General features: G+C 59.3%; 22 protein-coding genes. 9 read left to right on the forward strand and 13 right to left on the reverse strand.

Translation table 11 applies throughout. From position 1 onward, the window contains the following. The first annotated feature begins 20 nt into the window (after positions 1-20). Genes sake_RS12690 through sake_RS12700 form a run of 3 tightly spaced genes read left to right on the forward strand, consistent with a single transcriptional unit; the run spans position 21 to position 4,329 of the window. Complete coding sequence (locus sake_RS12690; protein WP_129358198.1) at positions 21-1,364, forward strand: MFS transporter; 1,344 nt, start codon at positions 21-23, stop codon at positions 1,362-1,364. A 23-nt stretch (positions 1,365-1,387) separates the two neighbouring features. After that, positions 1,388-2,698, forward strand: a complete 1,311-nt coding sequence (locus sake_RS12695; protein WP_178946196.1) for a M20 family metallo-hydrolase — start codon at positions 1,388-1,390, stop codon at positions 2,696-2,698. Beyond that, complete coding sequence (locus sake_RS12700; protein WP_129358200.1) at positions 2,695-4,329, forward strand: amidohydrolase; 1,635 nt, start codon at positions 2,695-2,697, stop codon at positions 4,327-4,329. The genes sake_RS12695 and sake_RS12700 overlap by 4 nt, the downstream gene beginning before the upstream one ends. Before the next feature lie 53 nt (positions 4,330-4,382). On the opposite strand, the gene sake_RS12705 is transcribed toward sake_RS12700, so the two are convergent. From sake_RS12705 to sake_RS12725, 5 genes are all read right to left on the reverse strand, one after another. Beyond that, positions 4,383-4,928 (reverse strand): YbaK/EbsC family protein, encoded by a 546-nt coding sequence (locus sake_RS12705; protein ID WP_178946197.1) that lies wholly within the window; start codon positions 4,926-4,928, stop codon positions 4,383-4,385. 73 nt (positions 4,929-5,001) lie between these two features. Beyond that, entirely contained in the window at positions 5,002-5,643 is a 642-nt protein-coding gene (locus tag sake_RS12710; RefSeq protein ID WP_178946198.1) for a response regulator transcription factor, read from the reverse strand. Further along, on the reverse strand, positions 5,636-6,754 hold the full coding sequence (locus sake_RS12715; RefSeq protein WP_178946199.1) for a sensor histidine kinase: 1,119 nt from the start codon (positions 6,752-6,754) through the stop codon (positions 5,636-5,638). The genes sake_RS12710 and sake_RS12715 overlap by 8 nt, the downstream gene beginning before the upstream one ends. A gap of 12 nt (positions 6,755-6,766) precedes the next feature. Continuing rightward, positions 6,767-7,294 (reverse strand): hypothetical protein, encoded by a 528-nt coding sequence (locus sake_RS12720; RefSeq protein WP_129358204.1) that lies wholly within the window; start codon positions 7,292-7,294, stop codon positions 6,767-6,769. 90 nt (positions 7,295-7,384) lie between these two features. Beyond that, complete coding sequence (locus sake_RS12725; RefSeq protein ID WP_371811899.1) at positions 7,385-8,335, reverse strand: TauD/TfdA dioxygenase family protein; 951 nt, start codon at positions 8,333-8,335, stop codon at positions 7,385-7,387. A gap of 425 nt (positions 8,336-8,760) precedes the next feature. Between sake_RS12725 and sake_RS12730 the strand changes: the two genes are divergently transcribed. The 3 genes from sake_RS12730 to sake_RS12740 all read left to right on the forward strand — a co-directional run bounded on the left by sake_RS12730 (position 8,761) and on the right by sake_RS12740 (position 12,802). Further along, positions 8,761-9,867: a type I restriction endonuclease gene (locus sake_RS12730; RefSeq protein WP_178946200.1), complete on the forward strand. Its 1,107-nt coding sequence runs from the start codon at positions 8,761-8,763 to the stop codon at positions 9,865-9,867. Between the two features lie 161 nt (positions 9,868-10,028). Then, positions 10,029-10,913 (forward strand): shikimate dehydrogenase, encoded by an 885-nt coding sequence (locus sake_RS12735; protein ID WP_178946201.1) that lies wholly within the window; start codon positions 10,029-10,031, stop codon positions 10,911-10,913. Then, positions 10,910-12,802 carry a bifunctional sugar phosphate isomerase/epimerase/4-hydroxyphenylpyruvate dioxygenase family protein gene (locus sake_RS12740; RefSeq protein WP_178946202.1) on the forward strand — a complete coding sequence of 631 codons (1,893 nt, stop codon included), beginning with the start codon at positions 10,910-10,912 and terminating at the stop codon, positions 12,800-12,802. Before sake_RS12735 ends, sake_RS12740 begins: the two co-directional genes overlap by 4 nt. Before the next feature lie 595 nt (positions 12,803-13,397). Here the strand turns inward: sake_RS12740 and sake_RS12745 are convergent. Continuing rightward, entirely contained in the window at positions 13,398-14,354 is a 957-nt protein-coding gene (locus sake_RS12745; protein WP_178946203.1) for a S9 family peptidase, read from the reverse strand. A 248-nt stretch (positions 14,355-14,602) separates the two neighbouring features. Here sake_RS12745 and sake_RS12750 point away from each other — a divergent pair, with 248 nt between their 5' ends. Continuing rightward, complete coding sequence (locus sake_RS12750) at positions 14,603-15,790, forward strand: polysaccharide deacetylase family protein (protein WP_243155699.1); 1,188 nt, start codon at positions 14,603-14,605, stop codon at positions 15,788-15,790. A 524-nt stretch (positions 15,791-16,314) separates the two neighbouring features. Here sake_RS12750 and sake_RS13545 read toward each other — a convergent pair. Further along, positions 16,315-16,446: a hypothetical protein gene (locus sake_RS13545; protein WP_255411221.1), complete on the reverse strand. Its 132-nt coding sequence runs from the start codon at positions 16,444-16,446 to the stop codon at positions 16,315-16,317. A gap of 598 nt (positions 16,447-17,044) precedes the next feature. On the opposite strand from sake_RS13545, the gene sake_RS12755 reads away from it, so the two are divergent. Continuing rightward, positions 17,045-17,614: a recombinase family protein gene (locus sake_RS12755; protein WP_178946204.1), complete on the forward strand. Its 570-nt coding sequence runs from the start codon at positions 17,045-17,047 to the stop codon at positions 17,612-17,614. 70 nt (positions 17,615-17,684) lie between these two features. Here the strand turns inward: sake_RS12755 and sake_RS12760 are convergent, their stop codons facing one another. Further along, positions 17,685-18,254 carry a hypothetical protein gene (locus tag sake_RS12760; protein WP_129358210.1) on the reverse strand — a complete coding sequence of 190 codons (570 nt, stop codon included), beginning with the start codon at positions 18,252-18,254 and terminating at the stop codon, positions 17,685-17,687. A 75-nt stretch (positions 18,255-18,329) separates the two neighbouring features. Continuing rightward, positions 18,330-18,788 (reverse strand): hypothetical protein, encoded by a 459-nt coding sequence (locus tag sake_RS12765; RefSeq protein ID WP_178946205.1) that lies wholly within the window; start codon positions 18,786-18,788, stop codon positions 18,330-18,332. Between the two features lie 252 nt (positions 18,789-19,040). Here sake_RS12765 and sake_RS12770 point away from each other — a divergent pair, with 252 nt between their 5' ends. After that, complete coding sequence (locus sake_RS12770; RefSeq protein WP_178946206.1) at positions 19,041-19,424, forward strand: GNAT family N-acetyltransferase; 384 nt, start codon at positions 19,041-19,043, stop codon at positions 19,422-19,424. 486 nt (positions 19,425-19,910) lie between these two features. On the opposite strand, the gene sake_RS12775 is transcribed toward sake_RS12770, so the two are convergent. From sake_RS12775 to sake_RS12785, 4 genes are all read right to left on the reverse strand, one after another. After that, positions 19,911-20,129, reverse strand: coding sequence for a hypothetical protein (locus sake_RS12775; RefSeq protein WP_178946207.1), 219 nt, complete (start codon positions 20,127-20,129; stop codon positions 19,911-19,913). A gap of 241 nt (positions 20,130-20,370) precedes the next feature. Then, positions 20,371-20,493, reverse strand: a complete 123-nt coding sequence (locus sake_RS13550) for a hypothetical protein (RefSeq protein ID WP_255411222.1) — start codon at positions 20,491-20,493, stop codon at positions 20,371-20,373. 1,798 nt (positions 20,494-22,291) lie between these two features. Further along, positions 22,292-23,728: an MFS transporter gene (locus sake_RS12780; RefSeq protein WP_178946208.1), complete on the reverse strand. Its 1,437-nt coding sequence runs from the start codon at positions 23,726-23,728 to the stop codon at positions 22,292-22,294. A 220-nt stretch (positions 23,729-23,948) separates the two neighbouring features. Beyond that, positions 23,949-25,163, reverse strand: a complete 1,215-nt coding sequence (locus sake_RS12785) for an AI-2E family transporter (protein WP_178946209.1) — start codon at positions 25,161-25,163, stop codon at positions 23,949-23,951. Between the last annotated feature and the right edge of the window lie 20 nt (positions 25,164-25,183).

Genomic DNA, 25,183 nt, shown 5'->3' on the forward strand with positions numbered 1-25,183 from the left:
CACCCAACCGAGGACATACCATGAGTACCCCTCAGAACGTAGAGAGTCTTCCTCTGAAGGACGAAGGGGAATTCTCGACGACGCTCTCCGAGAAAGAGGCACGAAAAGTCACCTTCGGTGCCCTGATCGGCACGGCCCTCGAATGGTACGACTTCTTTCTGTTCAACACGGCAGCCGCCCTGGTCTTCAACGTGCAGTTTTTCACCAACGATGACCCGGTGGCCGCTACCCTGAGTTCTTTCGCCACCTTGGCCGTCGGATTCCTGGCACGGCCGTTAGGCGGCATGATCTTCGGTTCGCTCGGGGACAAGGTCGGACGCCGGACCGTCATGCTGATCACCGTGACCGGAATCGGGATCGCGACGGCGATCATCGGCCTCCTGCCCACGTACATGACCATCGGGGTTTTCGCTCCCGTGCTCCTGGTCGTCTTGAGGTTCCTCCAGGGAATCTTCGTCGGCGGCGAGTGGTCCGGGGCCATGACCATCGCGATCGAAAACGCCCCTCCGGAGAGCAAAGCCAAACTCTCCGCGATCCCGCAGATCGGTTCGCCCATCGGGACCATTCTGGCCTCGGGCGGATTCTTTCTCGTCTCGACGTTCCTGAGCCAGGACAACTTCGATTCTTTCGGATGGCGCATCCCCTTCCTCGTGGCCATTCCTTTGCTTCTGCTCGCGGTCGTGATGCGGCGACGACTGGACGAATCCCCCGCGTTCCGCGAGATCAAGGATTCCGGAAGGGCTGAAAACGCCCCGTTGAGAACCGTCTGGAAGAACTCCTGGCTTCAGATCTTCGTCGGTGCAGGTGCGGCCTTCCTCGGTGTAGGCGGCTTCTACCTGATCACGACCTTCGTGGTCTCCTACGGCAAGCAACAGCTTGGTCTCTCACCCAGCTTGTTGCTCTTCGGCTCGATTTTCGCCGCGGCGGTGGAAATCGTCGTCCTGATCACCGGCGGAAATCTCGGCTCCCGGTTCGGCGCGAGCAAGGTGATCATTTGGGGCGGAGTCGCCTCGATCCTTCTCGCATTCCCGACCTTCCTGCTGGTGCAAACCCGGCAACCCATCCTTGTGGTCCTCGGCATGACGTTGGGAGTGGCCGCACTGTCCTACCCGTACGCAACGTCGGGAGCGGTTCTCAGCGCGTTGTTCCCGCTGACCACCCGTTTGTCGGGCATGGCAATGGCACAGAATCTCTCCGGGGTGGCTTCCGGCTTCGTACCCCTGATCGCTACAGCGGTGGTCGCCATGGCCGGTAACGCTTGGTGGCCCGCGGCAGTGTTGCTCATCGTCATTTCCGCCATTTCGGCAGTGTGCGGCGCTTGGGCTCCTCGGCTGAGCCAGAAAATCACCGGCTACCTCCACTAAGAAGACCCGTACGAAAGGACAGCATGTCACCGCAACCTTCCCTCACCGTTCACGACCTGACCGACGACCGCTTTCTGGCGGACTTCCGTTCCATGAGCGCGCACGGGGCCACGCCCGCCGGTGGTGTGCACCGTGAAGCCGGGACGCAGGCCGACACCGCAAATCGCCATTGGTTCCACGGCTTGCTGGAGGGGTACGGCGCAACCGTCGTGTACGACGAAATCGGTAATCAATTCGGTTTGTGGGAGCTCAATCCCGGCCAGCCTTACGTGCTCGTAGGATCCCACCTTGATTCCCAGCCCTTCGGCGGCCGTTTCGATGGTGCGTACGGGGTCCTCTGCGGAGCCCACGCGTGCGCCAGGCTGTCTCTCCAGGTACATGCGGGCGACGTCGCCCCGCCACGGCACAACGTAGCCGTCGTGAACTGGTTCAACGAGGAAGGCAGCCGATTCAAACCATCCATGATGGGTAGCTCCGTCTTCACCGGAAAGAGCTCTGCGGAAGAGATGCTCGCGGTCGAAGACGGAGAAGGAGTCACAGTACGCGAGACCCTTGAGGCGATGGAATTGCCGAATCGCGGGAAACTCCCCTTGTCACAGTTCCGGAGTTATGCCGAGATCCACATCGAACAGGGCAAGGACATGGACGAGCAGGGCTACACCATCGGCGTGGTCGAGAAGACGTGGGGTGCCCGCAAGTACGTATTGAAGGTACATGGGTTCCAGTCCCACACCGGATCCACACTATTGGAAGACCGGCAGGATGCTCTCTACGGCGCGGCACTGATCATTACCCGCATCCGGCAGATAGGGGAGAAATACACGAGCCCCCAGAGCCCCCTCGTGACGTCGTGCGGTCAGTTGAACGTCATTCCCAACTCCCCGGTCGTTGTCGCGCAGGGAGCCGAACTTTTGGTGGACCTGAGGTGCGGGCTGGAGTCAATCCTTCAGGAAGCCGACCAAGAATTCCGAGAAGCCCTTCGCGAGATCGAAGATCTTGCCCACGTCGAGATCGAATTGCAGGGTTCGCATGCATGGCAGGAACAGGCGTACACGCCCGAAGGCATAACTCTTGCCGAGTCCATCGCCCGTCAGCTCGACCTTCCCGTAGTCCGCACTCAGACTAGGGCCGGCCACGACTCGACGAACGTCAAGGACGTGCTTCCGACCGTCATGCTTTTTGTCCCTTCGTACAAGGGCATTTCCCACAATGAACTCGAATTCACGGAGGACGAGGACATGGTTGCGGGTCTGCGAATGTTTGCCGAAACCCTCAGGACCATGGCGACCTCCCCACTCGAAAGCGGTGTCGAGAAAGGTGATTCAGTCGCATGAAACTCGATCTCCTCGTGACCAACGCCCGAATCATCACGATGGACCCGGCCCGCCCCGCCGCCCGATCAATGGGCGTGTGGCAAGGGAAGATCGTTGGCTTCGATGATGATCTCCGCCTCGAGGACCATCTTCGGGAAATCGATCTCGGCGGGGCGACCGTGGTCCCCGGCTTCATCGACGCCCACTGCCACACAGCGTGGTTCGGGCAGACGCTCGTGGGACTCGATTGCTCGCGGGCGACGTCCTGGCAGGAGGTCTACCGGGAAATCCACGAGCGGTCTCATCAGCTCAAGCCCAACGAGTGGATTCTGGGGGCCGGTCTGACGCCTTCGAATCTGTCCGGAAGCCGCGACCTCGGGGACCTCGACCGCGCCGCCGGTAACCACCCCCTTTATCTTCGCCATACCTCGGGGCACGCATTGACTACCAACAGTGAAGGTCTCAGGCGCGCTGGATTCTTCGACGGAGGTTTCAACGCGCCCGGTGGTGGAGGCATACCCACCGATGAGGCCGGCAACCCGACCGGTTTGGTCGAGGAGAACGCTCAAGAATGTATCCAGGACCTTCTCAAGCCGTACCCGGAAGAGATGATCGTAGAAAGCCTTGACCTCGCTACTCGTCGCTACGCGAGCGAAGGCATCACCAGTTTCACCGACGCCGGCATCGGTCTGGGGTGGATCGGGCATTCTCCCCTCGAGTTCGCCGCATACCAGACCGCTGTGGATAGCGGACGGCTTCACGCGAGGGCACAGGTCATGCCGGTCATGGACACTTTGCGCGAGCTTCCGGTTGCGGGTGAACTCGGACCGTCTGAATCGCGTCCCCGTCGAGGGCTGGACTTGGGAATTCGCACTGGGAGCGGGAGCGACCGGCTGAGCCTCGGACCGGTCAAGATCTTCTCCGACGGCTCGCTCCTGGGCGAAACATCGGCCATGCACGAAGCATTGTGCGGGGGGCGTCATTCTCGGGGTGAGTTCCTCATCCCACCGGAGCGTCTCCAGGAAGTGGCCGAAGAGGCTTATACGGCGGGATGGTCGCTGGCGATTCATGCCATCGGCGACAGGGCAGTGGATGTGGCCATGGACGTCATCGACCGTTGCCAGACGGAACACGGTTCGCGGCGCGTGCGGAACCGAATCGAGCACGTGGGGTTGACGAGCCCCGATCAGGTCCGGCGTCTGGCCCGATTGAATATTGCCGTGACGCCCCAAGCTGCCTTCATCGGGGCTTTGGGGGATCACATGAGCACCCTCGTAGGACCCAATAAAACCGGTTGGTTGTACCGCGGGAAATCGCTCACGGACGCGGGCGTGTGCGTCGCGGGCAGCTCGGACCGTCCCGTGGCGGACGGACGGCCTCTCCTCGGTATCCAACGCGCCGTGGACAGGACAACTGACAGTGGCGTCGTCGTCGGTCCGGAGGAACGTTTGAATCCGTACCAGGCGCTGAAGACCTATACGGTCAACGCGGCGGAGGCCACGGGATTCGGTGAATCCCGCGGTCGGCTGGCACCTGGATTCGACGCCGACTTCGCGGTTCTCAGCGAGAGCCCTCTGGGTGCGGAATCCATCGTGGACATCGACGTGTTGGCCACGTACGTGAGTGGCGAAGAGACCTATTCGACGTCGTAAGACGCGGCGACGCTCTTCGAGTGACTATCCGCCCACGGGTAAGGGGCGCTTGGTCACTTCGGAGACGACACGGCCAGGTCCAAAACCTCCGCACCCGGAAGTTCTGCCAATTCCGACCCCGGAACGAGGAGTTTCGACCCTCGAACACCCCCACCGATCACCACGAGAGGCGATTCTGCGACCCTGCGATCGACCAGTATCTTCCAGTCCGCAGGCAATCCGACCGGCGTAATGCCACCTGAGGTCATACCGGTGGCTTCTTCGGTCGAGCTCTGATCCGCGAAGGAAACCTTCCTCGCATCCAGGTGCTTCCGGACCGTCTTGTTGACGTCGGCCCGATCGGTCGCAAGCACGATCACGGCGGCGTCGGTCGTTGTTTCGCCGCGCTTTCCCCGCACAATCACGCAGTTCGCGGACGCTTCCGGGGCGACGTCGTAAGCATCACAGAATTCGGCGGTATCCGCTAGTTCTTCACTGATCGACGCGACTTCGGCGTGGGGCACGGCCCCGGCTCGGACCGCTTCAGCCACGGGCGGCGCCACGAGTTCCAGGGTCTCGACGAGCGAATTCCACTTCAGGTTTCCTTGCGGTGTTGCCATGCGGCCATTCTAGGGATCCGCCGGGTTGAGTCCGTCCGCATGAACGCGAAAGAATTTGCGTGACGGCTCCGTTCTATCGCCCCTGCTCGTTGGCCCGGCCCGTGGCAAGCGCGATCGCGTGAGCCCGGTTTCGCGCACCGAGCTTGCTGAACACCGCATTGGTATAGGACTTGACCGTCCCGACGGTGAGAAAAAGTTCCTGGGCTATCTCAGCGTTGTTCTTCCCGTCGACCATACGCTCGAGCACCTCGGCCTCCCGCGACGTCAGGCTGGGGAAACGATCGCGCGGGCTCGTTCTCGGGGAGAAGGAACCCGCGATTTTCTCGCCGATCTCACGGGCGAAGGTAACCTGCCCACTCGCGGCAGTGCGGATCGCGGCGGCAACCTCCTGCCTGCTTGCGTCCTTGGTGAGGTATCCGCGAGCACCACTTGCCAGGGCGCCTGCGACCGAGGAATCGTCGGCGAAAGTCGTCAGCACCAGCACCGCAACCTCCGGGTGCGAGTCCCTCAGACGTGCGGTCGCGCCGGCCCCATCCATTTCTGGCATGCGCAGGTCCATGAGTACGACGTCCGGGCTTTCCTCGTCGACGAGTTCGAGCGCCCGAACCCCGTTCTCGGCCTGCCCGACGACGTCGATGTCCTCGGTCAATCCGAGAACGGTCACCAGGCCGTCTCTGACGATGGCCTGGTCATCGACCACGAGCACCTTAATCATGGGGAACCTCCACGGTAGCGACGAACGGATTCCCGTCATCGATCGTCAGGCGCCCACCGATGGCTTCCGCACGCTCGCGCACTCCCTGGAGCCCGAATCCGCCGCCTGTTGACGTCTGGACGCGGAGGGTTCTCGGGGTGGATACGGACAGACGATAGTGGGCATCGTCGCGGGCAAGGCGGACATGAGCCGTCTCTCCCGGTGCGTAACGCCTGGCATTGGTCAGGAACTCTTGGAGCCCCCTCGAGAATACTCCGTTGGCCTGGGAGGAAAGGTCCTGGGTCGGTTCAAGGTCGACCGTCACGGAACCTCCCATATCGCGGTGCGCTTTGATGTTCGATTCGATCCCGTGGTCAAGATCGGCCATCGGTTCCCTCAATGCAGCAACCGCGCGCCTGGCTTCTTCTAGACCCGAGCTCGCCAGGGTCCGTGCTTGGACTGAACGGGCGATCGCGGCTTCGTATTTTCCCGACTCGAGCTCTGCACTGAGCGCATCGAGTTGGATGGTCAGCCCGCCCAGGCTGTGAGCGAGCACGTCATGAAGGTCTCGCGCAATCGCTGTCCGTTCCTCGACGGCCGCGCTGCGGGCTCTCTCCTGAGCTGCCGCCAAACGATCCTCCAGGGACGCCCGCTCCGCCGCCTCAACCGCGTCGGATTGTCGACGCAACAGGCCGAAGAGGAAAACGAGGAGAAGGCCGGCAAGGCACCCTATGCTGCTGACGACGTCGGCTTTGTCCCCCAGGGCGCCGAGGGCGAGACCCAGAATTCCCAGACAGAGGCCGGCCGTCCCGCGCTTGATCGGAATCTGCGAGTCCCGCGTCAGCACCAGCATTCCCGAAATGGCTGGGATGGCGCCAATGACGCTGGTGGCCGGACCGGCGAAGGCGCCGAGGACGATCATGACCCAGGCAAGCCAGACGAACGTTCGGCTTGCGCGTCGGGTCAACGCCACCTGGAGGATCCACAGAGCTAGGGCAACGATCCCCAAGCTGGCCGGGAATACCTGGTCGCCTCGTGCTATCTGAAGAACAAGAATAAAAACCCACGCCGAGCCCATCAGGCCTACCGCAACAATGCGCGCCGGCGGGCTCCGATGGCTCTCTGGGTACATGCTGGGCTCCAATTAGGCCGTAACGCTCCGGGCAACCGTACGACGAGAGAGTATAGCCCCGTTGGCAATGCGGTTTACGCCGATGACCAGGTAGATTGCCCAGACCGAGGTGACGAGTTCCAGGCCGTGGGCCGCGGCGTACGCCCCGATCGCTACGCGGACAGTCAGCAAGCACACCCACATCAGTAGGCCTATGCCACCAGGTCGACTTTCCAGCTGAGGTACTTCCCGCCCCCTGGCGGAGGTCCTCGCGAGCAGTCTATTCGTGGCCCCCGGGGGGATCGGACGAAAATGGGCGACCTTCGCTTGCAGGACACCTGCCCCGGCGGCGATGGCCAGTTCCAGTAGGAAAGCTCCCAGGTCCCCTCCGGTCAGGGCTATGGGATAAAGAGCCAGGTTGAAGACGGCGATGAGCGACAGGATCGCCCCGATTTTCATGCCCCGCCTCGGCTGGAGAGGCTTCCATTGGAATTGTCGGAAAATGATCCAACCGAGAATCAGGACTGCGAGAAGACCGAAGAAGATGGTGTGTGTATTCATGCCCCTTACTCTCGCTGGGACGGTCCCCCAACCGGCACCACCCCAGGGTAGGGATCAGGGTAGAGATCTCGCGCGGAGGTTCGTCTCAGGTCAGAGGCCGACGACGGGCGAGTAGTCCGAGGAATCGCCTTCGACGGCGTAGCTCCTGCCGCCGTCGGCGCCTTGAGGGATGTCCCCGGCAACCGTGATGCGGTTGAGTTTGCGGGGCGCGCGGTCGTAATTGTCGATCGCATAGTGCTGGGTCGCGCGGTTGTCGAATAGGACGAGCTGATCCGGTTCCCAAGCCACCCGCACAATGTATTCCGGTTTGGTGATATGCCGTTGGAATATGCGCAACAGATCCAGGGACTCCTCCGCCGTGACGCCCAGAATCTTGAGCCGCTGGGCGAAGGCTCCAATGAACAGCCCCTTCTGCCCGGTCAGGGGGTGAATGCGCACGACGGGGTGCACCGCGCGGAATGTCGATGAGACGAATTGGTCCTGATAGCTGCGTTCGGCGTCGGAGGTGACCTTGTCCGGCCGGACGTAATCCGAATCGTTGCTGTGCACAGCCCAGAGGGTGTCCGCGAAGGCGCGCAACTCTTCCGGGAGTCCGTTGTAGGCGGCCACGGTGTTGGTGATGAGCGTTTCGCCTCCATAGTCGGGGAGCTTGATGCTTCGAAGAGTGGATGCCTGAGGTGGGTTGACCACAAAAGTCACGTCGGTGTGCCACTTATTGGCCACCGAGGACTCGCTGTCCACGGGCAAGACACTCTTGGAATCCTGCCCTTCGAAACGAACAGTCGGGTGTGCCTTGGTCAACGGGCCGAAGTGGGATGCGAAATGGGCTTGGGCCTCGTCGCCGTGGACTCCGGCGTCCTTGAAGACGAGCGCCTTGTGTTCATTGAGCAGCTCTCTGATGCGGCCGACGACGCCTTCGGGGAGGTCCCCGGAGAGGTCAAGTCCTCGTATCTCGGCACCTGTGTATTGACCGATCTTTCGCACGGAGAACTCGGCGACGGTATTGGCATTCGAAGCGGAGGTGGATTCGTTGACGGTCACTGAACTCTCCTCGGGTTGGAACCGCTGGATATGCCGCAATCGATCCTGCACTTCGGATCGCGCGACCTGGTTGGTGACCGACGCTATAACCGCAGGTCAACCCCTACAAGAGATCAGTAACCCGACGTCAATGCTTCATGTTCCTTCACCCGACGTAGTGGTCAGCGGGTCCACATCTCAGCCGCACCCAGCTGCCACAACGCATTTACTGAGCCGGCAGGCTGGGCCATTGTGGCCTCTTGGACGGGAGCGAGGAGACTCAACCCTCGTCGTCGCCTCTGAGAACCAGGGGTTGTTCGGATGAATCGACACTTTCGGCTCGGAAAAATCGCGCATATGTAATGTACGTCACTTTGATCTACGCTGAGGTTGCGGCCGCTGAATGGCCATCCACCTATCGCTCGATTTCACCTGGAGGAGCCATCATGCCGTTCGAAGAAGGTCTACGAGAACTCGCCACCAAACTGCGTGCCCAACAGGGCTCCATCCAGACCGAAGAGGCAACGAAAAATGCCTTCATCATGCCATTCATCTCTCAGGTATTGGGGTATGACATCTTCAATCCCCTCGAGGTTGTTCCCGAGTACACGGCGGATCACGGCACCAAGAAAGGCGAGAAAGTCGACTACGCGATCATGAAGGATTCGGAAGTCCAGATCCTGATCGAATGCAAGCGGCTCGGCGATCCACTAAGCCTCAATCATGCGTCTCAGCTCTACCGCTACTTCTCGGTGACAAATGCACGCATCGGTGTACTGACGAACGGCAGGGTGTTCAATTTCTTCACGGACCTTGATTCGCCAAACATCATGGACCGACAGCCTTTCCTCGTGCTTGATCTCCTGAACATTGACGAGAGCATGTTGCCCGCCCTCAGAAAAATCACGAAAGAGACCTTCAACTTGACGTCGGTGCTCAATTCGGCGGAAGAACTGAAGTACGTTGGCGCATTGAAACGGGAACTTGCGACCGAATTCAGAGAACCAAGCCCCGAACTCGTGCGTCTCCTGATGGGTCGAGTCTCGGAGCGACGGGGAACGGCCGACAACCTGAAGCTCTTTTCCAGTTTGGTTTCCAAAGCCACCAAACAATTCCTGAAGGAAATGGTCAACGAGCGGCTATCAGCTGCCCTGGGGGACAACGAAAACCCGGAATCACAGGATCTCTCGGACGCAGACGTTCCTTCGGCCACGGAGGAAGAGACGACGGAAGGAGACCAGACCAAGAAGACCGGCATCGTCACAACCGAGGAAGAGCTGACGGGCTATCAGATCGTCAAGGCGATAGCTTGCAGCGAGGTAAAACCCCACCGGATCACCCATCGCGACAGCAAAACATACTTTGCAATCCTGCTCGACGACAACAACCGTCGCCCAGTTGCGCGCCTTCATTTCAACGGTAAATCGAAGAAGTACCTGGGCATTTTCGACGAAAACAAGATCGAGACTCGTGTACTCATCGAAAACATCGAGGACATCTACGACCACGCCGAACACATCCGGCAGCACGTCAGGCGCTTCGCTGAGCTTTAAGACCAATCGCACCGGTTAGGGGAGATCACGGGCACTGAGGCGCGGACACACGAGCGGGACGAATCCGTTCTGTGCGCGATTCGAACTTTCATGCGCATTCCGCCCTGCGAGCTGGGTAACGTGAATTGCGGTACATCGTGGTCACGAAAGATCGGAGCGTTATGAGTCTGGTAGGCGAGTCCTACGTCGTCGGATTGATCGGAAGCGGTATCACCGCGACCCTCAGCGCACCGATGCACGAGGAGGCTGCGGACCGCCTCGGACTGCGGTACATTTACCGCCCCATCGACCTGGACACCATCACTGACGGCGTCGAGCGTGCACCCGGGCTAATGAAAACGGCCGCCGAGCTCGGCTTCAGCGCCTTCAACGTCACTTTCCCGTGCAAACAGTCCATCATCACGCACCTGGACGGCCTCGCAAGCGACGCCGAGCGACTGGGTGCCGTCAATACGGTGGTCGTGGAAGACGGGCGCTTGATCGGCCACAATACCGACTTTTCCGGATTCGCGAGCGCCCTGGACGAAGGGCTCCCCGGCGCTTCACTGGACACGGTCGTCCAACTCGGGACCGGCGGTGCGGGTTCCGCGACCGCCTACGCTCTCCTCTCACGCGGGGTTCGGCACCTGTACCTGTTCGACGTCGACCACGCGCGGGCCGAGGCCAGAGCCGCCGAATTGTCCGGGCAGTTCCCGGAAACCACCGTTTCAGCGCTCAGGAGCGAGGATCTGCCTCAAGCGATCGGCGCAGCCTCGGGCTTGGTCAATGCCACGCCCATTGGGATGCACCACCATCCGGGGGCTCCGCTTGACCTCGGCCTCATCCGCCCCGACCTGTGGGTCGCGGATGTCATCTACCTTCCGCAGGAAACCGCGCTGATTCACCATGCGCGTGAGATCGGGTGTCGAGTTCTGCCTGGAGGGTACATGGCGGTCGGACAGGCCGTCGATGCTTTCGAACTCATCACCGGGTTACGGCCCGAATACGCGCCCATGCGAACCCATTTCGAACGGCTTGTCGCCGCCCAACAAGGAGAATCGCTGTGAAAACGTCGATCGCGACCGTCTGCCTGTCAGGTTCATTGCGGCAGAAGATGCGCGCCGCCGCGGCCGCCGGGTTCGACGGCATCGAGATCTTCGAACAAGACCTCGTCGTGGCCCCGGAAACCCCGGAATACATTCGCGAGTACGCAGCCGAGCTCGGACTCACCCTGGATCTCTATCAACCGTTCAGGGACGCCGAGGGCACCACGGAAGAAATGTTCCAGGGCACTCTCCGGCGCATCGAGGGCAAGTTCCGGTTGATGAGGCGCTTGGGCATGAACCTGATGCTCATCCCTTCCAACGCGGGGACCGCCACGGTCGACGACGACTCCATCACAGCATCCCAATTGGCCCGCCTCGCGGATCTCGCCGCAACCTATGACATCCGCCTCGCCTACGAAGCCCTCGCCTGGGGCAGATACGTCAACGACTTCGAGCACTCATGGCGTCTCGTCGAAGCCGCCGACCGGGAAAATCTCGGCATTTGTTTGGACACGTTCCACATACTGTCCCGTGAATGGCCCACCGACTCCATCCCGGACATCCCCGGGGAGAAGGTTTTCTTCGTCCAGCTCGCGGACGCTCCGCTGATGTCCCTGGACGTGCTCTCCTGGTCCCGTCACTTCCGGGTTTTCCCTGGCGAAGGCGGATTCGACCTCGTGGATTTCATGATCAAACTCCTGGCCGGTGGGTACTCCGGCCCATTGTCACTGGAAATCTTCAACGATTCGTTCCGCCAAACACGTGTGTACCGCACGGCCGTCGATGCCCTGCGCTCGTTGGTCTGGCTCCAGGACCAGACGGCGCGGGCGTTGGACGCCTCCACGGGGTCAAATGCGGCAATCACCCGAGCGGCAGCCCGTGTCGGAGAGTTGACCACGCTCCCGGGCGCAATTGTTCCGCAGGGCATCACGTGGGCAGAAGTTCGCGGCCAGGAAACGGAGCAGGTCGAAGTGCTCCTATCGCACCTAGGATTCACCCACCGGGGACGGCACTCGAGCAAACCCGTGCAGCTGTGGGAGCAGGGCCATGCCCGCATCGTGATCAACGAGGAGCCCAGCGCGATGGACGTGCCCAATATGGCGTCATTGGGCTTTGAGGTCCAGCACGACGCGGCCGCCGCGGCTCACGCATCCGCTTTGAAAGTCCCTGAGGTTCCTCGCGTCACGCGCGAGGGCGAACAACCTTTCCCGGCTTATCTGGCACCGGACGGAACCGAGATCTTCTTCTGCCCGCCGCAGTCGGACGGCGGCGATCGATGGCTCAACGAATTCTCCTGGCCGGACCGTCTCGACGTCGCTGCTTCCCACCGAAAGAATTCGACCGAAGATGCGACTACGCCGCTGATCACGGGCATCGATCACGTGAACCTGGCCCAGCCCAAGCACCACTACCCGGAATCCGTGCTGTTCTACCGGGCCGCGCTGGGCCTCGCCGTCCAGCCGTCGCAGGATGTTCCGGGCCCCACGGGACTCGTCAGCTCGCAGGTTGTAAGGAACGATGCCGGAACCGTGCGCTTGCCGCTGAATGTGGCCCCGGATCTGGGAAACGAGCCCGAGATCGAACATGTTGCATTCGCCTGCTCGGACGTCGTCGAACTGGCCCGCCGGGCTCAATCGTCCGGGTTGCGTTTCCTCCCGATCCCCCAGAACTACTACGAGGATCTGCGAGCGCGATTCGGCCTTTCGGAGGAGAAGACCCAGGAGCTCGCCGCCCTCAACCTGCTGTACGACCGGGACGGCCAGGGCGAATTCCTCCACTTCTACACTCAGACAGTCGGCAGCCTGTTCTTCGAGGTCGTCCAGCGGTTGGAAGGGTATTCAGGTTACGGCGCACCCAATGCGCCGGTGCGTATGGCGAGCCAATACACTCACTCGCTCCTTTCGCGCTAGGAGCCAGTGGCCGTCGCGCCAGGGGTGGACTCTCTGCCCGAAATGAGCGGCCGCATATTTGCGTCTACGACGGAAAGCTTTGTAGGGCTCTCGTCACGGGACGCCCTGGGTGTGGCGGGCCTTATCGTGCGGGGTTGCCGGTGTGCAACAGCCGTTAGTGGTCTGGGAGAGGGAGCTATCCCGGCTAAATCAGGGTCCTGCAATTTACGAATTATTGGATCAGGCCAGGGTAGGAGCCGGTATGTCCTCCCCGGGGTGACCGCTACCCGGCAGTCATAGGCAGGTTCGTCAGGCATTTGCTGTCAAGGCTGGGGCTATTCCGCGAAGTTCTTGCGATTCTCCTATGCTCGTCACAATCCGAGTGTAGGCGCCGACCCTATGGGCGACGCAGATGGATTGTTCTATCGACATCAGTAGCGTGCTGCATGATCGGACCGTTCTTTGAGCACTGTGGATTCGATGTAGTACGGGAACAACGGGCAAATATAGGTGGTGTTGGGCTCGTTAACTTCAGGATGAAGAGGACTCGCATTGGGTGAGTATTTGATCCCGGTAGACGGTGCCTATCTGACCATCACGACCCCACCTCCGCCGATCAACACTGAAAGTGGTTGGTAATGAGGTCGAGCACCTCGCTGTAGTGAGTCGACCCAAGGGTGATCAGGGACCCGTGGGTGTCACCGTACATTGGATAGAACTCGGCTTGACCGCCGGCTTGTTGAGCAGTTTGGACGTAGCGCTGTGACAGCTGCCATGGCACCTTAGCATCTGCCATCCCATGGATTGCCGCCACAGGGATTGTGGGGTCAATGTTTTGGATGGGGTCTACATCCTTGTATCGAGCGGCCATTGGAGTCGGGTTACCGCCAATCACGTTGGTCAGATCCTCGTCGCCTGAATTCGCCGCGAATGTCATATCTAATGGGCCTGATATGGCGACAATTCGCTCAGGCTTAAACCCCGGAATACGTGTTATCTGCGACGGCCGTTGAGTATTTCTGGTTCCGGCCCAAGTGGCCAATTGAGCCCCGGCGCTGTGGCCAACAACTTCCGTTCGCCCCGACAGCTCAGGGTGGTCTCTGAGCAGCTGTGGTACGTGATCCAGTGCCGCAGTGACATCAGTAAAGGTTGTTGGCCACCCTCCACCAGACCCCACGCGTCGGTACTCGATGTTGTAGACAGCCACACCGCGACCAGCCAAAGATCGGGCAAAAGTACTGAAGTCACCAGCACCGATGGACCGGTGCCAGGCCCCACCATGAATGAGTACCACCAGTGGCACGGACTTTTCCTGATGAATGCCTCCGGGGAGGTAGAGATCGCCCCAGTTTTGGGACGGGTCGCCTTGTCCATCCACCCGATACCCAATCCTATGAACCTCCGGTGCCGGACGTTGGGAGACGGGTTGTTCTGCAGCAGCCAGAGTCGAATCCTGGATCGAGAGCCGGTTGGGTTCATCAGTGGATGAATTCGAGGTGCAGGAGCTGAGTACCGGAGTCAGTAGCACGCCGGTTACCACGAGGCAGGCAGGCAACTTCTTTGCAGGGTTCATCAGTTGGAGCGTGTGTCTCTTCAACACTTGGAAACGACCCTCACGTGTCGCCGGCACAAGCAGCTGAGATTCCCATTTCACGCCGCGGAGTGTGACCCCTTTTCTCCGCTCTTGACATATAGACCGTATGCCCCTTATCAACCGCCGTCCCTTCAATCAATGTGGAAGATCAGGAGTCTATCATTTTCTGTACTGACTAGTACATTTAGTTCTGTCAGTACAGAGATTAGTAGCAAGGCAGAAGGAGAATGAGGCAGTTGGCTATTACGCGAAGAGTTGCTTTGGCGTCCGCATCAACGTTGGCAGGTGCCGCTCTACTGAGCGCGTGCGGGTCCAAGGATTCCGAATCCATCAATGGTTCTTCATCCCCCTCGTCAGGGGCCTCGGGTTCTGTCTCAGCCTCGGCCTCACCGCCGGTCCCGATGACCACCTGGGCCGATAACGCCATGGTCTCGCACCTGTTCTTCCACTCCCTGGTCGCCGACCCAAAACGAGCCTTCGATGGCGACGAGGACGCCAAGGGCTACCTCGACTACATGGTCACCATCGACGAATTCAAAAAAATCATCCAACAGGTCTATGACCGCAACTACATCCTCGTCAGCCCGCACCAGCTCTACACCACCGCCTCCGACGGCGGGGCCGAGCTGAAACCGCTGGAACTGCCCGAAGGCAAGAAACCCTTGGTGATCTCCTTCGATGACCTCTCCTACTACGAATACATGGATGGCGACGGCTTCCCAGACCGGTTGATCGTCCAAGACGGCAAGATCGTCAACGAATACCGTGACGCCGAGGGCAAGAAACATGTCGGGGCCTACGACCACTTGCCGATCGTGGAGGAATTCCTCGAAGATCACCCGGATTTCTCGCACGAGGGGGCCAAGGGTGTGATCGCGATGACCGGTTACAACGGGGTCCTGGGGTACCGGACCTCGGATATTTCCTACAAGGACCAGAACAAGAACCTTGATCAGGACAAGAAAGGTGCGAAGAAGGTCGCGGATGCGATCAAGGAGAACGGGTGGGAGTTCGCCAGCCATTCTTGGGGCCATATCAATTTCACGAAGTCACCGGTCGACCAAATTCGAGCGGACAATGAGAAGTGGCAGGCCGAAGTTGCTTCGATCGTGGGTAAGACCGACATGCTCATCTACCCGTTCGGGGCCGATATTGCCGGGATCGAGGATTACGGTAACGAGAAGTTCCAGTACCTGAAGTCTCAGGGGTTCAACGCGTTTTTCAACGTTGATGCTTCGCTCCCGGCTTGGGGGCAGGTCGGGCCGAATTATCTGCGCCAGGCAAGGATCAATGTTGACGGGATCTCGTTGAAGCACGCGATCGAGGGTGCCTCCCAGACCCTGAATGAATTCTTCGACCCTCACTCGGTCTTGGATCCCCAACGCCCGAAATCAATCGCTGGAACAACGGCTTGATCTCGATATTCGATTCGAAGCCTCATCTTCGATGACAACCGTTGCTTCAACTCGTGGCTGCGCGGGCGAGCTCGGCGTCCTACTCTGGCGTTCCGCAGGATACTCCGAGTAGGTTTCCTTCTGTATCGGTGATGGGTGTACCTCCTTCCAGGAGAAGCAATCGTTCGTTGGTGTGATCGAAGTGGGGGACACGGTTCAGGAAATCGATGAGACCTCCGGAGCTTTCCGGCCGACGGTTGATTGTCGCCTCGGGCAAGATCCGAGGGGGCTGTCGAAGCGCCTGGCCGATCGACAGAGGTCATTCCATGCCACTGTGGTGAACTGTGCAGGATCGACCGATTCACTGGATCTAGAAGTTGGTAGCTTCTAACCGGATCTCTCCTCGCTAGAGTCGTAAACGTGTATAACGCTCCAACGCATTCGAGGAAAGAACCCCACCGGCTCTACGCTTTCGTCGATGAAAGCTACCAGCAAGAGCACTACTACACCGCGTGTATGTGCTCGACCTCGACCAGTACATGGAACTATGTAGCAGGTTTGCTGACTTGGGCCAGCACGTGACCCACAAGTTTGGGGTTGATCCTGGAATCGAGTTCCATGGCCACCCCATCATGCACGGCCGTGGTGACTGGCAATGCCTTCGAGGTAAGGTTCATGAATACATCGCCCTCTACCGCCAAGCCATGCGACACATCAATCAGGTAGGGCCTCGTGTGATCATTGAAGGTGTGGATGTAGCCCGGCTCAATGCCAGGTATAGATATCCAGACCCTCCATACGAGATCACCCTCCGTCATGCCCCAGAGCGCGTCAATGACCTCACAGCGCGACTGGGGTACGAATCTTGCTTGGTTAGAACCGATATGGTCAGCAAGCATCAGGACTTCAAAGAAGCCATCGAAGGCTATACACGCATAGGAACCCCTGGGTATAAGTCCCAGAAGCTAGAGCGGATCGAACAACCCATTGAATGGTTCGACTCTGCTGCTGAGCGAGGTATCCAAGCGGTTGACCTGGCGGTCTACATGTATCGACGTGTTGTTGAACCAGACCCTACGGAAAACCCGAGGGCCAGACGAGCGGCTCGAACAATCATGCGAGAGCTTGGCCCGCTGTACTCGGCGCGAAAATGGGTCCCTTAAAAAGCTCGGAGGCCCTGTAGAGGCCTCCGGCAGACAACGCACCGGGAACCGGTTCGTCGTGCTCCTGTGATACTGACCATGAAGGAACAATGTTCAGGATGCCCGAAAGACGATGGTCACCGATCCTGCCGACTGCGCTACTCAGCGATCACAGAACACCGCCAAAAGCGGCAAAGCCCACAGGCTGTTGGTTCTTGATTATGGGCTGAATGCAAACGACGCCTCGGGGACTTTGGCGAAGCGGCCTGCTCTGAGCAGGGCGTTGGAGTATTTGCGAGAGGGTGACACGTTGGTGGTCACCAAGCTGGATCGACTGGGTCGTTCAGTGGGTAACCTCAAGGATGTCGCTGACCAGTTGCAGAATCAAGGTGTGGGGTTGGTTGCCCTGTCCCAGGGGATTGATACCACCACGGCCGGTGGCCGGTTGTTCTTCCATATGCTGGCGGCCATTGCGGAGTTTGAGCACGATCTGATTGTTGAGCGAACCCGCGACGGGTTGGCAGCAGCCCGGGCCAGGGGCCGGAAGGGTGGGCCGAAGTTCAAAATGACTCCGACCAAGGCGAAGCAGGCCCGTGCTATGTATGACGCTGGAGAGCACACGGTTCAAGAGATCGCTGAGACGTTCGGGGTTTCGCGGCCGACGATTTACCGGCATCTTGGAGAAGACGCCGAGCGCAGATAGCGAAATTCTTCGGTGTGGCCCGACCCACGGCTTAGAGGGCGATACAGCGGTGCAAGCGTATTCGTGGAGTTTATTTCCACCAGTCCTGGTTTGAGTCTTGGTCCCAGGGGTCGCCGTGTTTCTTCCGCATCTTCGCTCGTTGTTTGTCTCTCAGTTCTTCCTTGTACTCTTGGGCGGTCTCGCGAGTCATCTCGCCAAACTCCTTGTTGCGCTGCTGGAAATCTTCCTCAGGTTCGGTCTCTTTCCAGGGGGACATGATGAAGAAGCTGGGCAAAGAGCCCAGTAATCCTGCCGCAGCTCCTACCCAGAGGAAGCGGGGATCCATCCCGAATAAGGGTGTGACCACGGCTCCCAGAATCGTCATGCCAGCCAGTTCTGCTATCGCTACCAAAGTCCCATGTGGCATGGTCTTCTTCTGCTTGACCTGTTCGTGACGGTTCATGATGGTGGTCAGACACGTGCCCACAACACCGACGAGTAGGGATATCACTACCTCGGAGCCGATATCCAACCGATCCGGATCGCCGATGAAACTGAGGTTCAGGATCAGGAGCGCAATGAAGGTCGGAACGGCGTTTAGGATGCCGATGAAGGCTGAGCCCGACAAGGCGTATTTGAGTGAAACTGGCTCGAACGCCATGACACCTCCGTAAGACTGTGCGCCCGGGGGTGAGCTAAACTTCGCCAACGGGGTGCACGTGAGCGATTATTAATTCTAGCTGCAGGCCGAGACAACCCCATCGACCCCGAGGATTCCTTCGAGGACGCTGACAGCGTCTTCGCCGATCTCGGCAGCAGCTGCGCCGCTACGTATCGCTGTGATCAGCCCTTTGATTCCACCGAAGATCTTATAGCCGTCCTTGAGCCATTTGACGACTTTGGCTACCGGCACGCCGTATTGAACTACAACACCGGCTAGGGCTGCTCCGCAAGAGACCCAGTTCACGTATGTTGTGGCCCCACCGGCTTGGGCACCCTCGATTTGGTTGATTGCTTCGGTCAGCCGCTGCTCATAGTTGGGCGTACTCTTCGGGTCCGCCGTCTTTAGGTCTTCGGGAAGTTGATCAAGAACACGCAAGGTGTGCTGGAACTGTTCTTCGGACATCTGGCCGCTAGGTGCGGTGGCGGCCGATTGTGCAATATTCGCGCTGGTGCCCGCGCGGCTGGCAGCCACGGCAGGTGCCACTCCTCCTGCCGAGAGGGCAAGAGAAGCGACGATCGTTCCAGTGATAAGAGGCTTAGGGCGTGAAAATTTCATGAGGTGATTGACCTGTTCCGATTGCCTATATTTCGATGAATTGAGAGTGTGCGTATTTTTAAATTCGCATTCTGATGGTATATGACTTGGCTTACTTAAAACAATGGCGAATGTATATCTTTATGAAAGGTTTATATTTAAATTCAAATAGTTATCGTTCTGTGACGTTTGCGTGAGATCTATCAGGCCTGGGCGGTTGCCGATGACCGGCTGGTGCTGGCTGTTGTCGATCATTCGACCGGAGCCATGGTCGGGGAGATCGTTCTCAATGAGTGGGACCAGCAGAACCACTCATGCAATTTCAGAACATTGATCGGTGCTTCTGGATGCGGACGGGGGCTTGGCACCGAAGCCACACGCTTGATGGTTCGCCACGGTCTCACGACATTGGGTCTACACCGCATCAGCCTGGAAGTGTACGACTTCAATCCGCGCGCACGTCGAATTTACGGGAAGGCCGGGTCTATTTATGAGGGGACCGGTCGGGATGCGCTTCGGTTTGATGATGCGTGGGTCGATGTCCATTACATGGCCGTGATCGCCCCGAATTAGGGCGATGAGTTTACGGGCCGACGTGTGGGGCCGACCCGCCGTACCCAATCCTGTTGGTTTGGCCGGGGAATAATCCCGGTGGAACGGGTTACCGGCGCCAGTAAAATACCGTGTGCGAACCGAGATGATGGTAAGGCCTCCTGGCAGACATGGTTCGAACAAGATGCTGGAGATTCAGCAGCAAAGATTACTTATGAAGTAGTGCGTAGAACCTCAACAGTGAGGCAATTTGTTGAAAGAACACCCGGAGAATAAACCGAAGAAGAATAACAGACCAGTAACCGTAATAGCAGCAATATTGATTTTTGTATCATTGGTTATTTTTCCGTATATACTTCCAAAATTTGACTTACATAGTGATGCGGAACAGTTGCCTTGGAAGGTTGGGATTATTCTGCTGCTATGTGTGGTCGGGTTGATCGGTGACCGTCTCTTGGGTAAATCCGAAAAATGATGGGCATCATAGGTTTCGATGTTATTAATAACTCACAAAAAGTTCACGATTCCCTCGATCTCCGAAGCCCGGCTTGACGGTCGTTTCGCACCATTCGCATAGACCTGCCCCGATGCAATGCGTGTCTGTCGTATCGCATCGCGCGTCGCGGCCTTCCGTTGCTCAGCGATCAGCTTGCGCTTCTCCTCGTAAGTCATCTCGCGCTGTGGCTCCTCGTGATGACCCAAGAGACGCTTCAAGAAACCCATCATCGGACCCACTTCCCATCGGTTCGACCCGAAGATTTCTGAGCACACCGATACCCCGAGGCATACGTAGAGCCCGAGTCGATAGCCTTGGTCGCGAGAGATCTGGATACAGCTCGATACCTTCGTAGCTTGCCCACGGCTTGTTCACCGCGCTGATCAGTGCGCATTCGTCTCGAACCGGGGTTAAGGGGAGAATCATCGCGTGGACTTCAAGGACGTTGTCCCCCGGAAAGAGGCTGCTGGTTCACCGATTCATGAGGAGCTTGTTCACTCCGGCTAAACGGATCTGCGACTCCCCAAGGAGCTGCCGCTTCTCCTCAATGGTCAGGCCCCACGAGGCGTCAGTCTCCGGATGTTGCGCTGCCATGTCTGCTCGTTGCATCTAGTACGAGATCTACGCATCGAACCACTGGCCTAACCACCGATTAAGCACCTACATAGGGCTGATCCCAATGACAGATGAGAATCGTTTCCTTTCCCCGGCGCTAGCTAACTGGGTAGCGAAGTTCAATTCCGAGGCCCCTTGCGTGCTGGGCCTGAAGAAGAACTACTCGTTGCAGATGCGCGAATCCATGGCTCCGGCTATGGACCAAGCATCGGAGATCATCGCCGGGTCGGTCCGCCCCTACTTTCAGTGGGTAGGTCCCCAGCTCGCCGAGCAAACTACTGAACCCTACCGCGAAGCCATCAGAGCGGTGTTCCCTGAAGTTTCGGTCAGTCAAGACGCGATCGGGGAGATGGTCCGGAATCTGACCGTTGCCGTTGAATCTGGCAGCTTCCCCGAAGTTGTCCTAGAAGAAGTGCAACAGGACTCTAAAGGGCTACTCCCCCGAGGTGGTAGGCCAGGTAGGCCGATGAGCTACCTGGACCGAAGAAATGGCCTGGCGATTGTTCCTTGTGACCCTGCACTATCTTGTTGTTCTGGTCATCCTTGGGCATATAGATGACTACACGGCCTGGGGGTGGCTCGCAGACTTTGCAAATTCAGCCCTCAATCCGTATGACCCCACCAAACAACTGTTCAAGACGTGGAAGTGGCGCCCGGGGGGTCCGGATTCTCCTCACCAGCAAGACAAGGGAAGTGAGTGGCGGTGAAGGTTGGCTTTGCCCGTGTCTCCACAAAGGCACAGCGTTGGAAGGAGTGGTCGTGACTGCAACAACCTGGGCCGATCAACAGGCTTACATTGGCCGGTCACTCGCTTCTGCCTCCTGCAACGCCCGCTGGGCGGTGCAGGAGGCAAAACGTGCACAGACCTAGATACATCGTCGCCCGCGCGGTATATTGAAGGTGTCGTTCGTTGCCCGTCACGACAACATCGACCACTCAACAGAGTGTTATAAAGCGGGCCCGCCAGGCGGCCACCTGACGAACCCGCTGTCACTATGACTGGTGTTTAGACGAAATGCCTGAGCATCTCGAGTAGTGACACCAGCGAATCAGCAAGACCCCTGAGATCTTCTGGCTCTCCGAGTACTAATCCGAGAATCAGCCAGTAGACCGGGGGTTTTTGCTTTTCCGGTGGGCTTTCCAGCTCACTCATAGCCGACCACCTCCATCCCGGCCCTGATTACTCCCAGGCGTCATGCGAATCAGATGGCGGTTGACCGGGAGGTCACAGGACGCCTGAAAGGCGGCCACACACTATTTTATGGTTTTCGGGATGAGTCGGCAGAAGCGGTTCACCCCAAACGCACAAATGCGGATAACCTGCTTGCCACAGCGGTTTTTCCTCGGACGGGCTCGTAGCAGGTGTGCATCCCGCCAGCTAAGACCTACCAACTCCCGCAGAACCCGGATCGCCTGCATGAGAACCGCTTCACCATCACCGGCCAACAACGACGGACCGTTGACCCGCTAACTCACGGTCTACCGGGTCAGGTCTTTGACCTTTACTGTCTGCCGGTCGGTGGCGGCGATGCTGAGCGCCTACACACTTTGAGCGAATCCGCCACCGGGCAGCTGACTATCGGCATGTAGACCGGGACCCGTGCTCGGTGGCAATGTCGTGGCCCGTGGCCGGAACGGTCGAAGGTTTGCTGGAATCTGGCGGGTATAACCGGGTTGCGCCGCACTGAGTCGAATACCTCTTGCAGAATTCACAGCAACATGCAGGGCCCGTCTGCTGTCTCAAGACCCCCCCCGGTAATACGCCCGGTGCCGCTGTCTACTCGATGACCTTGGTCTTGGCCGAGCTGCTGGCATTCGAGCTTTCCGGGTCGACGCCGTCCTTACGTTCGAGCCGTACGACCTCGAGCGCCTCCGTGCGAGACATGTGCAGGTTGTCTATCTCTTCTAACGGACGCTTGGAAGTTTCCTTGGCCGTGAGCGCCACGGCTCCCACGCACAGGCACACCAGCAGCACAAAAAGCGCGGGCATGACCCAGTTGTTCATGTCGCTGCCGTTCAGTGCAGCGGCAATCACGGGCACGAACCCGCCGGAGATCGCAAAACCCACCTGAGTCCCGAGGGCCAAGCCCGTGGAACGGACGGGCGTCGGGAACATCTCCGCGTAGAAGGAAGGCCATGTCGCGTTGGAGAACGAGTAGAAACCACCGTGCACGAGGGCGCCGAAGAGGAACACCAATGGAATATTCGCTTCGGATACAGCCCAGAGGAACGGAAACATCATTCCCCCGGACAAGACAGCACCGAGAATGAACACCGGTTTGCGCCCGATTATGTCCGAAACTATTGCCGACAACGGGATGACGAGCAACCCTACCGTGTTGGACACGACCGGAACCCAGAGCATGGTCGATCGAGCGATTCCGACCCCGTTGGTCGCATAGGAGATCGCCCAAACGGTAAAGGCCACGTTGACCGTGTTGACCAGCGCGCACACAGCCACGCGGATGATCGCGGCCTTGTGATAGCGGAAGGTGATCGCGAGCGGGGTCGATTGGTCCAAGACCGATTCGTTCTGTTCGTGCTTCTCGAAAGCCGGGGGCTCCTCGAGTTTCCGGCGAATCAAGTAGGCAGCGAGCACCACAAAGGCCGAAACCCAGAAAGGCACGCGCCAACCCCAGGCGAAAAGCTGATCTTCGCTCAGGAAAGCGGTGAAGGGAATGAAAACGGCCGTGGCCAGCAAGGATCCGGCCTGGGTTCCTTGAAGCGACCAGCTGGTGATCAGTCCTCGACTGCGGTCCTCGGAGTGTTCGAGGGACATCGAAATCGCGGACGCCTGTTCACCGGCCGCGGAGAGCCCTTGGATCACGCGACACAGGATCAGCAGGATCGGGGCCAGAATCCCCACGGAACCGTAGGTCGGCAGGCAACCGATGGCAAAAGTTGCGCCCCCAATGAGGAAAAGCGTCATCATCAACACGAATTTGCGGCCCAACCGGTCCGAGAGCGGCCCCATGATCAAAGCACCGAAGGGTCGGACAATGTAGGCCACCCCCGCCACGCCCATCGACTGGAGAACCGCCGCTGCCGCGTTGCCTTCTGGGAAAAAGATGTGGTTGAGCACGATGGCCGCCGCCGTCGCGTACACCGCGAAATCGTAGTATTCGAGAGCCGAACCGATCCAACCGGCGAGCGCCGCGCGTTTGGGAGATTTGGTCGGCAGGGCCGGCGTTTCCGCATCGCGTGGAGTGGACATGAGCCTACCTTCGTACCCGGTCGATTTTCTCCGCAGGGCCACGACTCTGTGAGTCACAGCGGAGCCGTTCTGTGCTTCCCACGGGAATCGTGAGGCGAACTCGAATCAGCGTAAGCGTGTCCCAGCGCACAAGTCGAACGAGTGTTCACTATACGAACCGTTCCCTGCGGAAACGAATGTACTGCGCTCCGCCCCGGGATGCCGCGCCGGACTTCACAGGTTACGGCGCCGCCGCGCCCTCCTCATTAGATCCGTCTTCCAAACTGTCCTGCCCCTTCGCGAGGTCGGACTCCCTGGAGGAAACGAACCGCGTGGATCGGAAAGCCTTGTAGCTGGCCCAACCCACCGCTGACATGGGCACGGCCAACAGTGCGCCCGCAACTCCGCCCTGATGTGCTCCGATCGCGAGCGCGCTGATGATCACGATGCCGTGCAGACTCAGTGCCGATCCCATGACCTTGGGTTGGAGAATATGGTGCTCGATCTGGTTCACGAGGATCACGACGATGATCAGCACGATAGCGGCCGCCGGTCCGGCCGCCACGAGCGCAACCAGAGCCGCACAGGTACCGGTGACGAGGGCCCCGACGATAGGGATGAACGCGCTGAGAAAGATCAACGCTGCCAAGGGAAATGCGAGAGGTACGCCCATGACCAGCATCGCAATGAGATCCACGACCGCCGCGAACGCCGCAATGATCACGGTTCCGCGGATGTATCTGCCCAGAACGTGAACGCTTGCATGGCCGGCATCGTTGATCCTGGTCTTGAGCCGTGCCGGCACAAAACTCACGAGGAAAGCCCACATTCGGGGGCCGTCCAGCAAGAAAAAGAACAGCATCACGATCATCAGGAGCGCGCCCGCGACCAGCTGGGTGACCACGGAGACCCCTTCGACCGCGCTCGAGCCGGCGCTGTTGGACTCAAAGTATTGGCTGCCCTTGTGGAGATACTCCTGGATGTGGGTGTTGTCCAGCGGGACGCCCCATTCGGTCAGGATCGCAACGAGCTTACCGAAGCCTTCCTGCGTTTGGACTGCCAGATCCGACCATTCGTAGATCACAGTCATGACCACCGAGGAGATCACCGCGGCGAGCACCAGAACAATGCCCAGAAGGGCAGTGATCGCGGCCCAGATCCTGTTGAAGTGCGCCCGGCGCAGGATCCGGATGATCGGATGCATCGCCGAGGCGATGATGAGGGCAAGAAGAAGCGGCAAAGTCACAATCTTCAGGGTCACCACGAGGTACCCCAGAAGCGTCACGGCCCCGGCGATCAGCAGGATCTGCAGGGCGCGGATCGAGGCCCGACCGAATGAGTCCTTCCACAACTGACCGGGCAAAGGCGGCGCAGGAACACTGCCCCGAAAGTGTGGCTGGGTCTCCTCGGGTTCCTGGGGCGTTCTCGCCCGGTCCTCGGTTGGTTTCCCCATCATGTACCTCAGTCCCTCAGTCC

The organism is Kocuria sp. TGY1127_2 (assembly GCF_013394385.1).
Taxonomy (GTDB): domain Bacteria; phylum Actinomycetota; class Actinomycetes; order Actinomycetales; family Micrococcaceae; genus Rothia.

Bases quoted from the DNA above. Each gene is read 5' to 3' on its own strand.
- sake_RS12775 (WP_178946207.1), bottom strand. From the start codon at position 20,129: ATGATGGGTTTCTTGAAGCGTCTCTTGGGTCATCACGAGGAGCCACAG.
- sake_RS13545 (WP_255411221.1), bottom strand. From the start codon at position 16,446: ATGAACCTTACCTCGAAGGCATTGCCAGTCACCACGGCCGTGCATGAT.
- sake_RS12690 (WP_129358198.1), top strand. From the start codon at position 21: ATGAGTACCCCTCAGAACGTAGAGAGTCTTCCTCTGAAGGACGAAGGG.
- sake_RS12695 (WP_178946196.1), top strand. From the start codon at position 1,388: ATGTCACCGCAACCTTCCCTCACCGTTCACGACCTGACCGACGACCGC.
- sake_RS12755 (WP_178946204.1), top strand. From the start codon at position 17,045: ATGGTCACCGATCCTGCCGACTGCGCTACTCAGCGATCACAGAACACC.
- sake_RS13550 (WP_255411222.1), bottom strand. From the start codon at position 20,493: ATGGCAGCGCAACATCCGGAGACTGACGCCTCGTGGGGCCTGACCATT.
- sake_RS12715 (WP_178946199.1), bottom strand. From the start codon at position 6,754: ATGTACCCAGAGAGCCATCGGAGCCCGCCGGCGCGCATTGTTGCGGTA.
- sake_RS12780 (WP_178946208.1), bottom strand. From the start codon at position 23,728: ATGTCCACTCCACGCGATGCGGAAACGCCGGCCCTGCCGACCAAATCT.
- sake_RS12745 (WP_178946203.1), bottom strand. From the start codon at position 14,354: ATGAACCCTGCAAAGAAGTTGCCTGCCTGCCTCGTGGTAACCGGCGTG.
- sake_RS12700 (WP_129358200.1), top strand. From the start codon at position 2,695: ATGAAACTCGATCTCCTCGTGACCAACGCCCGAATCATCACGATGGAC.
- sake_RS12735 (WP_178946201.1), top strand. From the start codon at position 10,029: ATGAGTCTGGTAGGCGAGTCCTACGTCGTCGGATTGATCGGAAGCGGT.
- sake_RS12760 (WP_129358210.1), bottom strand. From the start codon at position 18,254: ATGGCGTTCGAGCCAGTTTCACTCAAATACGCCTTGTCGGGCTCAGCC.
- sake_RS12750 (WP_243155699.1), top strand. From the start codon at position 14,603: ATGAGGCAGTTGGCTATTACGCGAAGAGTTGCTTTGGCGTCCGCATCA.
- sake_RS12730 (WP_178946200.1), top strand. From the start codon at position 8,761: ATGCCGTTCGAAGAAGGTCTACGAGAACTCGCCACCAAACTGCGTGCC.
- sake_RS12785 (WP_178946209.1), bottom strand. From the start codon at position 25,163: ATGATGGGGAAACCAACCGAGGACCGGGCGAGAACGCCCCAGGAACCC.
- sake_RS12710 (WP_178946198.1), bottom strand. From the start codon at position 5,643: ATGATTAAGGTGCTCGTGGTCGATGACCAGGCCATCGTCAGAGACGGC.
- sake_RS12720 (WP_129358204.1), bottom strand. From the start codon at position 7,294: ATGAATACACACACCATCTTCTTCGGTCTTCTCGCAGTCCTGATTCTC.
- sake_RS12705 (WP_178946197.1), bottom strand. From the start codon at position 4,928: ATGGCAACACCGCAAGGAAACCTGAAGTGGAATTCGCTCGTCGAGACC.